Source organism: Myxococcus sp. CA039A (assembly GCF_013336645.1).
Classification (GTDB): Bacteria; Myxococcota; Myxococcia; order Myxococcales; family Myxococcaceae; genus Myxococcus; species Myxococcus llanfairpwllgwyngyllgogerychwyrndrobwllllantysiliogogogochensis.
The window spans coordinates 1-9,053 of record NZ_JABUMQ010000394.1 but is presented as its reverse complement, the minus strand read 5'-3'; the positions used below and the strand labels follow the sequence as shown (position 1 = coordinate 9,053).

General features: G+C 69.9%; 8 protein-coding genes. 4 read left to right on the top strand and 4 right to left on the bottom strand.

Annotated elements, in window-relative coordinates; all coding sequences use genetic code 11:
* Positions 1-21: 21 nt before the first annotated feature.
* The 4 genes from HR086_RS41110 to HR086_RS41095 all read left to right on the top strand — a co-directional run bounded on the left by HR086_RS41110 (position 22) and on the right by HR086_RS41095 (position 4,233).
* Positions 22-1,740 carry a hypothetical protein gene (locus tag HR086_RS41110; protein WP_174468340.1) on the top strand — a complete coding sequence of 573 codons (1,719 nt, stop codon included), beginning with the start codon at positions 22-24 and terminating at the stop codon, positions 1,738-1,740.
* Between the two features lie 78 nt (positions 1,741-1,818).
* Positions 1,819-2,604: a fatty acid desaturase gene (locus HR086_RS41105; RefSeq protein ID WP_174468339.1), complete on the top strand. Its 786-nt coding sequence runs from the start codon at positions 1,819-1,821 to the stop codon at positions 2,602-2,604.
* 6 nt (positions 2,605-2,610) lie between these two features.
* Positions 2,611-3,603, top strand: a complete 993-nt coding sequence (gene msrP, locus HR086_RS41100) for a protein-methionine-sulfoxide reductase catalytic subunit MsrP (protein ID WP_174457614.1) — start codon at positions 2,611-2,613, stop codon at positions 3,601-3,603.
* A 3-nt stretch (positions 3,604-3,606) separates the two neighbouring features.
* Positions 3,607-4,233: a sulfite oxidase heme-binding subunit YedZ gene (locus tag HR086_RS41095; RefSeq protein WP_174457613.1), complete on the top strand. Its 627-nt coding sequence runs from the start codon at positions 3,607-3,609 to the stop codon at positions 4,231-4,233.
* A 25-nt stretch (positions 4,234-4,258) separates the two neighbouring features.
* Here HR086_RS41095 and HR086_RS41090 read toward each other — a convergent pair whose 3' ends face one another.
* From HR086_RS41090 to HR086_RS41075, 4 genes are all read right to left on the bottom strand, one after another.
* Positions 4,259-4,741 carry a response regulator gene (locus tag HR086_RS41090; RefSeq protein ID WP_141648225.1) on the bottom strand — a complete coding sequence of 161 codons (483 nt, stop codon included), beginning with the start codon at positions 4,739-4,741 and terminating at the stop codon, positions 4,259-4,261.
* Between the two features lie 139 nt (positions 4,742-4,880).
* Positions 4,881-6,131 (bottom strand): hypothetical protein, encoded by a 1,251-nt coding sequence (locus HR086_RS41085; RefSeq protein WP_174468338.1) that lies wholly within the window; start codon positions 6,129-6,131, stop codon positions 4,881-4,883.
* Entirely contained in the window at positions 6,128-8,644 is a 2,517-nt protein-coding gene (locus tag HR086_RS41080; protein WP_371745677.1) for a TonB-dependent receptor domain-containing protein, read from the bottom strand. The genes HR086_RS41085 and HR086_RS41080 overlap by 4 nt, the downstream gene beginning before the upstream one ends.
* Positions 8,644-9,053: PEGA domain-containing protein (locus HR086_RS41075; RefSeq protein ID WP_174468337.1), on the bottom strand; the 410-nt coding region annotated here is incomplete at its 5' end. The genes HR086_RS41080 and HR086_RS41075, both read right to left, overlap by 1 nt.

Genomic DNA, 9,053 nt, shown 5'->3' with positions numbered 1-9,053 from the left:
GGGTTGGAGTAGGGAAGAGCCATGAACCGAACCCTCCTGTCCCTGCTCGGGGCGGTGCTGCTGTCCGGCTCCGCTGTCGCCGAGGAGAAAGCCCCCACCTCGTTCCCCGACGCCGCGGAGCTGCAGCGGCTCACCGCGCGCTTCGCTCCGGTGGAGCTGCGGGTGGACCTGAAGGCGCTGCCCGACAACGAGCGCCGCGCGCTGGGCCGCATCGTCCAGGCCTCGCAGTTGATGGACGCGCTGTTCCTGCGCCAGCGCTGGGCGGGCAGCGAGACGGTGCTGCTGAATCTCTTGAGGGACGAGTCGCCCCTGGGCCGCGCGCGCCTGCACGCGTTCCTGTTGGACAAGGGCCCGTGGAACAGCCTCGACGAGGGGCGGCCCTTCCTGCCCGGTGTGCCCCCGAAGCCGGAGGCCGGCAACTTCTACCCGGCCGGCTCCACCAAGGCGGAAGTCGAGGCCTGGATAAAGGCGCTGCCCGAGGCGCAGCAAAAGGAGGCCACCGGCTTCTACACCACCATCCGCAAGGGCACCGACGGCAAGTTCATCACCGTGCCGTACAGCGTGGAGTACCAGGGCGAGCTGGCGCTGGCCGCTTCCCTGTTCCGCGAGGCCGCCGCGCTGACGAAGCAGCCCACGCTCAAGGCGTTCCTCACCTCGCGCGCGGACGCGTTCCTGTCCAACGACTACTACGCCAGCGAAGTCGCGTGGATGAAGCTGGACGCGAGCATCGAGCCCACCGTCGGACCCTACGAGGTCTACGAGGATGGCTGGTTCAACTACAAGGCCGCCTTCGAGGCGTTCGTCGGCCTGCGCGACGAAGCGGAGACGGGCAAGCTGTCCAAGTTCAGCGACCACCTCCAGGAATTGGAGAGCAACCTCCCCATCGACCCGAAGCTGCGCAACCCGAAGATTGGCGCGCTGGCCCCCATCCGCGTCGTCAACAGCCTCTTCTCCTCGGGTGACGCCAACCGCGGCGTGCAGACGGCGGCGTACAACCTGCCCAACGACGAGCGCGTCACGGAGGCCATGGGCTCCAAGCGCGTCATGCTGAAGAACGTGCAGGAGGCCAAGTTCGAGCGCGTGCTGGTGCCCATCTCCAAGGTGGCCCTGTCCGCGAAGGACCAGAAGGACGTGGCCTTCGATGCCTTCTTCACGCACATCCTGATGCACGAGCTGATGCACGGCCTGGGGCCGCACAACATCACCGTGGGCGGCAAGGCGACGACGGTGCGGCAGGCGCTCCAGGTGGCCTCCAGCGCGCTCGAGGAGGCCAAGGCGGACATCTCCGGCCTGTGGGCGCTCCAGCGGCTGATGGACACGGGGGTCATCGACAAGTCGATGGGCCGCACCATGTACACGACGTTCCTGGCCTCCGCGTTCCGCTCCATCCGCTTCGGCACGGACGAGGCGCACGGCAAGGGCGTGGCCCTCCAACTCAATCACTTCCTCGACACCGGGGCGGTGAAGGTCAACGCGGATGGCACCTTCTCCGTGGTGCCGGAGAAGATTCAGCAGTCCGTCGCCTCCCTGACGAAGCAGTTGATGGAAATCCAGGGCAGGGGTGACCGGAAGGCCGCCGAGGCCCTGCTGGCGAAGATGGGCGTGGTGCGGCCTCCGGTGCGCAAGGTGCTGGAGCGCCTGAAGGACGTCCCGGTGGACATCGCGCCCCACTACGTCACGGCGGACGAACTCGTTCGCGAGGCCACCGCACCCGCGGCCGACGCCGGCGTGCGGAAGTAGCCACGGTCGCTGGTTCGCCCCCACGCGCGGTGCGTTTCCCGTGCGCGGCGGGCGGACCGGCCCCATGAGTCAGGAGAGATGGAGAACTCGGCCCGCTATCGCTCGGCCCCGCCTGGCCCCTGGGGCATCCTCGTCGCGCTCGTCATCCTGGGCGCGTGGGGAACGCACCTGTCGTGGATGCTGTTGTCGCCCGAGCTGCCCTGGGACTCCCCGCTCACCTGGCTGCATGTCGCCTTGCAGGCATGGCTGTGCACCGGCCTGTTCATCACCGGCCATGACGCCATGCACGGCACGGTGGCCCGACAGTCCTGGGTGAACGAGACGGTGGGCACCGTCGCCTGCTTCCTCTTCGCCGGCCTGTCGTACCGCCGACTGGTGCTCAACCACCACGCCCACCACGAGCAGCCCACGGGCGACGCGGACCCGGACTTCTCCACCCGCACCCAGTCCTTCTGGCCGTGGCTGGGGACGTTCATGGCCCGCTACACCACGCTCCCGCAGCTGGGGGTGATGGCGGCCAAGTTCAACATCTTCGTCTTCATGGGAGTCTCCCAGCCGCGCATCCTCGCGTTCTGGGTGCTGCCCGCCGTGCTGGGCACGCTGCAGCTCTTCTACTTCGGCACCTACCAGCCGCACCGGCGCCCGGAGACGCCGGACATGGCGCCCCACCACGCGCGCACCCTGCCGCGCAACCACCTGTGGGCCATGCTGTCCTGCTTCTTCTTCGGCTACCACTGGGAGCACCACCAGTCCCCTGGCACGCCCTGGTGGCGACTGTGGCGGGTCAAGGACGCCCGCGCCGACGCGTCGCGCGCAGCCTCCACCGCCCGCGATGTAACCGCCGGACGGGTGGGCCCGTTATAAAGGGGCATGAGCGACAAGCCGCCCGTGGAGCCGCCCGGCTCCGAAGTCACCCCTGAACCGCTCTACCTCCGCCGCCGCGAGCTCCTGAAGAACGCGGGCCTGTTCGCCGGCACCGCCGCCGCCGTCGCGGGGGGCCTGTACCTCCTGAGCGGCAAGCAGCGCCGCGCCATGGACGCCTATGTCCCGGACGCGGGGCAGGTGACGGGGCCCGTGGCGAAGGCGACGGGCGTCTTCGACACGGACGAGCCGCGCACGCCGTACGAGGACGTCACCACGTACAACAACTTCTACGAGCTGGGGCTCGACAAGAACGACCCGGCCCGGCTCGCGCACCTGCTCAAGCCCCGGCCGTGGACCGTCACGCTCGACGGCGAGGTGCACGAGCCCCAGACGGTGGACATCGACCAGCTGCTCTCCTGGTTCTCCATGGAGGAGCGCGTCTACCGGATGCGCTGCGTGGAGGCCTGGTCCATGGTGATTCCGTGGCTGGGCTTCCCGCTGGCCGCGCTGCTCGCCCGGGTGAAGCCCACCAGTCACGCGCGCTACGTGTCCTTCACCACGCTGATGGACCCGGAGCAGCTCCCCGGCCAGACGCGAGCGGTGCTGGACTGGCCCTACGTGGAAGGGCTGCGGCTGGACGAGGCCCTGCACCCGCTCACCTTCATGGCCATGGGCCTGTACGGCCGGCAGCTCCCCGCGCAGAACGGCGCGCCGCTGCGGCTCGTCGTCCCGTGGAAGTATGGCTTCAAGGGCATCAAGTCCATTGTCCGCATCAGCCTCACTCGCGAGCAGCCCTTCACCACGTGGAACCTCGCGGGGCCGGAGGAGTACGGCTTCTACGCCAACGTGAACCCCGCCGTGGCACACCCGCGCTGGAGTCAGGCCACCGAGCGGCGCATCGGCGAGGGCTTCGAGCGCCGCCCCACGCTGCCCTTCAACGGCTACGCCGAGCAGGTGGCCCACCTCTACACGGGGTTGGACCTGCGGAAGAACTACTGAGCCATGGCCTCGCCTCCGCATCCCTGGCTCAACCCCGCGCTCGCCGTGGGCGGCCTCGCGCCCCTGGCGCTCCTCGCCGTGCAGGGGCCTCAAGGCGCGCTGGGGCCCAACGCGGTGGAGACGGCGCTCAACCAGACGGGGCTGCTCGCGCTGGTGCTGCTGCTGGCGTCGCTTTCATGCACGCCGCTGCGAATCGTCACCGGGTGGACGTGGCCCGCGCGCATCCGCCGCACGCTGGGCCTGTTGGCCTTCACGTATGCGTGCGCGCACTTCCTCACGTACCTGGTGCTGGACCAGGGCCTGTCGCTGAAGGCGCTGCTGGAGGACCTGGTGAAGCGCCCCTTCATCACCGTGGGCTTCACCGCGCTGGTGTTGCTGGTGCCGCTGGCCGTCACCTCCACGAACCGTTGGGTGCGCCGGCTGGGCTTTCCCCGCTGGCAGCGGCTGCACCGGCTGGCCTACGTGGCCGCGGTGCTGGGCGTGGTGCACTTCGTGTGGCGGGTGAAGCAGGACGTCACCGAGCCGCTCGTCTACGGGGCGGTGCTGGCGCTGCTGTTCGCGGTGCGCGTGGGAGAGGCGATGCGAAAACGCCGGGCCCGCACCGCTTCGGCGGCCCGGAACCCGGCGTGAGTGACGGCGCGAGCCGCTTGGGGGACTACTTGCGCGGCAGCGGGAGGATGGTGTCCACCAGCGTCATGAGCTGTGCGCAGCTCACCGGCTTGCGGACGAAGGCGCTGATGCCGGCCTTCTGACCCAGGGCGCGGACCTCCGCCACGTTCGGGTCACCCGTCATCATCAGGATGGGGACCTTGGCCAGCTTGGGGTTGGCGTTGGCGCGAATCTGCGCCGCGAAGTCGGCGCCGTTCATCCCGTCCATGTGGAAGTCGGTCAGGATGAGGTCGATGGTCTCCGCCTCGGCGACCTTCAGTCCCTCTTCGGCGGACTCCGCCTCCAGGAACTCGAAGTTGCGGGCCATCAGGTAGATTTTCAGCAGCGTCCGGATGGAGCGGCTGTCATCCACCAGCAGGACACGCTGGGGCACCGCGCCCGCGGTGGTCCGGCCTCCCAGAGGGCGCGCCGGGTCCGTCGTGGTGCGGTTGGGTACGGGCTCTGGGGAGGGGAGGGTGCCGGCCTTCATCGGATCATCAACCTCTGGTGGGGCTGTCCCCCTGGAGACCCAATCATGTTGACGGAAGGACATGCCGAAGTCAAAGCACCGTCCTTCCTCTCGTTTTTCGAACGTGGGGCGTCCCATACCCCACTTGACGAAGCGGGAATCAGGGGGCCTCGAGCACGAACGCCTGGCTCTCCACCCCGGTCAACCCGATGCCCGTGGCAATCCCGGGCGCCAGCTCGTTGGGCACGCGCCACGTCTGCCCGGTGGATTGGATCAGCACCACCGAGTAACGCCCCTTCGGCAGTCCCTCCAACCGCGCGGGAGCGGCCGGGTCCCGAGCATCCAGGGCGACCGCCTGCACGCCAATGTGCAGCTCCGCCACGGGGACGGGCGTCATGCGCGGGTTTCCAGCCTCATCCGTGAGCGCCGGGTAGAGCGCGTCCGGCACGAGCGCCGCCGCCAGCACCACCAGGTCCGGCTGACCGTCGCGGGTGCCGTCGGCGTGCGGATAGTCGGTGCCATTCGCATCGAGGATGCCGTTGCGGTCCAGGTCGTTGTCCTCGAGCAGCCCGGGGGAGTCCGCCAGCTTGCGCACGACGACGCGCGGCCAGAGGTCGCCGAATCCGTCGCGGTTGGCGTCATCCGGGACGCCGTCGCGGTTGGCGTCCACGTAGCTGACGAGGAACGCCTTGGGGCGCTGCTCCACCGCGCCGCCCTCGATGCTCTGGGGCACCAGGCGCAGCACCTTGGGCGGCCCGCCCGCGGTGAGCACGGCGTCTCCGCCGACGATGACGCTGGCCTGGAACGCGGGCCGGTCCACCGGCACCTGCGCGCTCGCCTGGGAGAAGCTCACCGTGACGTTGGTGAGGGGCAGGGGATGGCCCTCCTGGTCCACGGCGACCTCCAGCGTCAGGGGGATGCCGGTGGTGGGGTCCACGGCGGCGCCGCCGACGTCACCCTGGTTGGGCTCGCTGGTGACGCCGTACCAGGGATTGAAATCGGAGCGGTGGCAGGGCGCCGCGCCGGAGCGGCAGGAGTCCACGTCGATGAAGCCGCGCAGCGTGTAGCGCCCCGCCGCGACGAGGCTGAGCGAGAACGGCGCGGTGAAGGGGCCGGGCGCGTCGGTGCCGAGCGCCGGGCCGAAGAGCTGCTCGGCCGGAACGACGGTGAAGGCGATGGGGCGGCCGGTGCCCTGCGGCGGCGGTGGCCGGTCCGCGTCGTAGATGAACACCACCGCGTTGCCCCGCGAGCGCGACTGCACGACGAGGCTGCCCTCGATGCGGGCGGTGTGGATGTTCTGCCGTCCGTCCGCGGTGGGGACCACCGTGGGGGACTCGCAGCCCGCGACGAGCAGGGACGCGGCGAGGACGCCTCCCAGCGACTGCTTCCAGGAAGGGAGGGTGCGGCTCATGGAGTCACCGTCAGCGTCGCGTAGACGCGCCGCTCGATGCGGTTGCCGAAAGGATGTTGGGAGTGAGCGGAGCCGAGCTGGCTGCCCACCAGCGCGACGTCCACCGTGTTCTTCACCGCCGCGTAGCCGACGCGCGCGTTGATGACGGCGTAGGCGCCCAGCGGGTTGGACAAGAGCTCGATGCGGGTGGGGTCCGACGCGGCGGGCTCGCGCTCAATCCACGTGGTGGACGAGGTGTAGGCCACGTCCACGCCGAACTCCAGGTCCGCCTTGGTGCGGTAGGTGACGCCACCGTACAGCTTGAGCTGCGGCGCCTGGCTGCACGGCCCGCACGCCTCCTTCTCCTCCAGGTCCGACGTCACGTTCTGGAAGGCGGCGCTCGCCTTGATGCCCAGGCCGTCCACGGGGGCCAGGGTGAGGCCCGCTTCCACGCCGCGCGCGGTGTAGATGGAGTCCTCGTTGACGAAGCGCGAGCGGCCGATGAGGTAGTTGCCCGAGGCCGCGTCATACGACTCGCCGGCGGGCAGCCGCTCGAAGGCGGACAGGCCGATGAGGTCCTTCACCCGGTTCTGGTAGAGGGCCACATCCCAGTCCATGCCCAGCTCCGCGGACTCGCCGCGCCAGCCCAGCTCGAAGGCGGTGAGGCGCTCGGGGCGCAGCGCGGTGTTGCCGGTGGTGAGCGCGCTGGCGCCGTTGACGCCCTGCACGGGGACCAGGAGGCGCGTGTAGCTCTCCAGGAACGTCGGCTCACGGAAGGCGGAGGCCGCGCTGATGCGGAACGCGTGGCCTTCAATCGGGATGAACAGCGCGGAGATGCGCGGCGAGTGCGCGAGGCCCGGCGTCCCTGCGTCCAGCAGCGGGTGCCGGTCCACGCGGTAGCTTGCGACCAGGCGCAGGGGCTCGGCCAGCCGCCACTCGTCCTGCACGAAGGCCGCGGCGTGAATCTCCTCGCGCAGCGGGCCCAGGTAGTCCCAGCCCACGCGCTTGAGGCGTCCCTCGACGCCCACGTTGAGCTGGTGCTCGCCGCCCAGTTGGAAGGCGCGCGCGAAGAGCAGCTCGGCGTTGAAGAGGTTGGAGCTGATGTCCGTGCCCAGCGAGCGCTGTCCAATGGGCTCGTACTGGGGACCGGCGCTGCCGGAGATGTGGTTCCAAAACGTCTTGAGCTTGAGCGGCCCCAGCTCCACGTCGCCCTTGGCGTAGGCGCCCAGGCCGTCCATGAAGTAGTTGCGCAAGAGGCCCAGCGGATAGATTTCCGTGGTGTAGCGGTGCACGCCGCCGGACAGGCCCACCTGCTTGTCGTCCGCGAAGGTGTACACGGCGGACAGGGTGGCGCGCGCGCCGCGCATGCCGATGTCCGGGTCCGGGTCCCTGAGCACGATGTCCGGACGGTTGCTGGCGTAGTCGCGGCTCCACTTGTCCGCCTGCGAGTACGCCACCGACGTGCGGTAGCGCAGCGCGCCCGTGTTGCCGTGGCTGAGGAACGAGCCCGCCACGCTGTTGCCGGTGCCGGCCGTGACGTTGAAGCGCGCGCGGGGCCCCGAGCCCGGGGACTGGGTGATGATGTTGATGACGCCCAACATGGCGTTGGCGCCGTACAGCGCGCTGCCCGGGCCGCGGATGACCTCGATGCGCTCGATTTCGTCCAGGCCGATGGGGATGGAGGACCAGAGCGTCAGGCCGAGGAAGTCCTGGTACTCGGTGCGGCCGTCCACCAGCACGAGCACTTTGTTGGCGATGCGCTGGTTGAAGCCGCGCAGCGACACGTTGGCGCTGCCGATGCCCAGCGACATCACGTCCGCGCCAGGCACCCGCCGCAGCAGCTCCGGCAGGCTGGTGGCGCCCGACAGGCGGATGTCCTCGGCGGTGATGACCGTCGTGGCGTTGGGTGCTTCCAGCGAGGACTGGGCACGGCGGCTCGCCGTCACCACGCGCTCCTCGTAGGGCACCGCGCCGTCATCGCCGCTCGCCGCCTCCGCGAGGCCGGGCAGCGCGGACGGGACATACGTGGACGGCGTCGCGGTGCCCGGGCCCGTCGTGGGCATGGTCTCCGCGCGCTCAATCGCCTTCTCCAGCCGCTCCAGGAGCGCGCCCAACTGCTGCTGCGACTGGATGCTGGCGGGCGGGGGCGGCATGGGCAGCGCGGAGTTGTCCTCCGGCTGCGCCGCGGCCTGGCTCGCGCGCTGCTTCTCCTCGAGCGCGGCGATGGTGGCCTCCACGGAGGCCGCGTCCGCCGGACTGCTGGTGACGTAGCGCTTGTAGGCGTCGAGCGCCTCCGCCGTCCGGCCCGCGTCCTGGTACGCGCGGGCGATGTTGTAGAGGACGTTGGGGTGCGGCTTGATGGCGTAGGCCTGCTCCAGCTCGGCGATGCCCTCGTCGTAATCCTTCTTGCCGATGAGGCTCATGCCGTTGCGGAAATGGCGACGCGCTTCGAGACGTGCGTCCGCCAGGACCTGCGTCGCGCACAGACACAGCGCGAGCAGGCCCACTCGTTGAAGGGCTTTGTAGTGTCTCACTAGTACGGGTTGTCCTTGAATTTGTCGTTCGAGTCAGAAGCCCGCGGGGGACGGGGAGGACTCGACTTCTTCTTGAGCTTTTGGGTGACGAGCTGCTTGGTACCGGAGCCCGTGGCGGTGATGGTGACGGGCTGATAGCCGTCCATCGTGAAGGTCAGCACCGCGCTGGCGCTGCCATCATCGTCCAGGGGCACCTTGAGGTTCAGGGGCGTTTCGCCATGGTCCTTGCCGCGGTAGCGCACGCGGGCGCCGCTGGGCTCGCTGGTGATTTCGAAGCGCACCGTGGGGCCGTTGCCGGGCACGAGCGGCGCCAGCGCCAGCTCATCATCCGCGGCGCCCAGGGCGGCCGTCGCCGGGGAGTTCGCGGCGGCGGCCGGCTGGGTGGGGACGGCCGGGGGCTGCGTCGGGT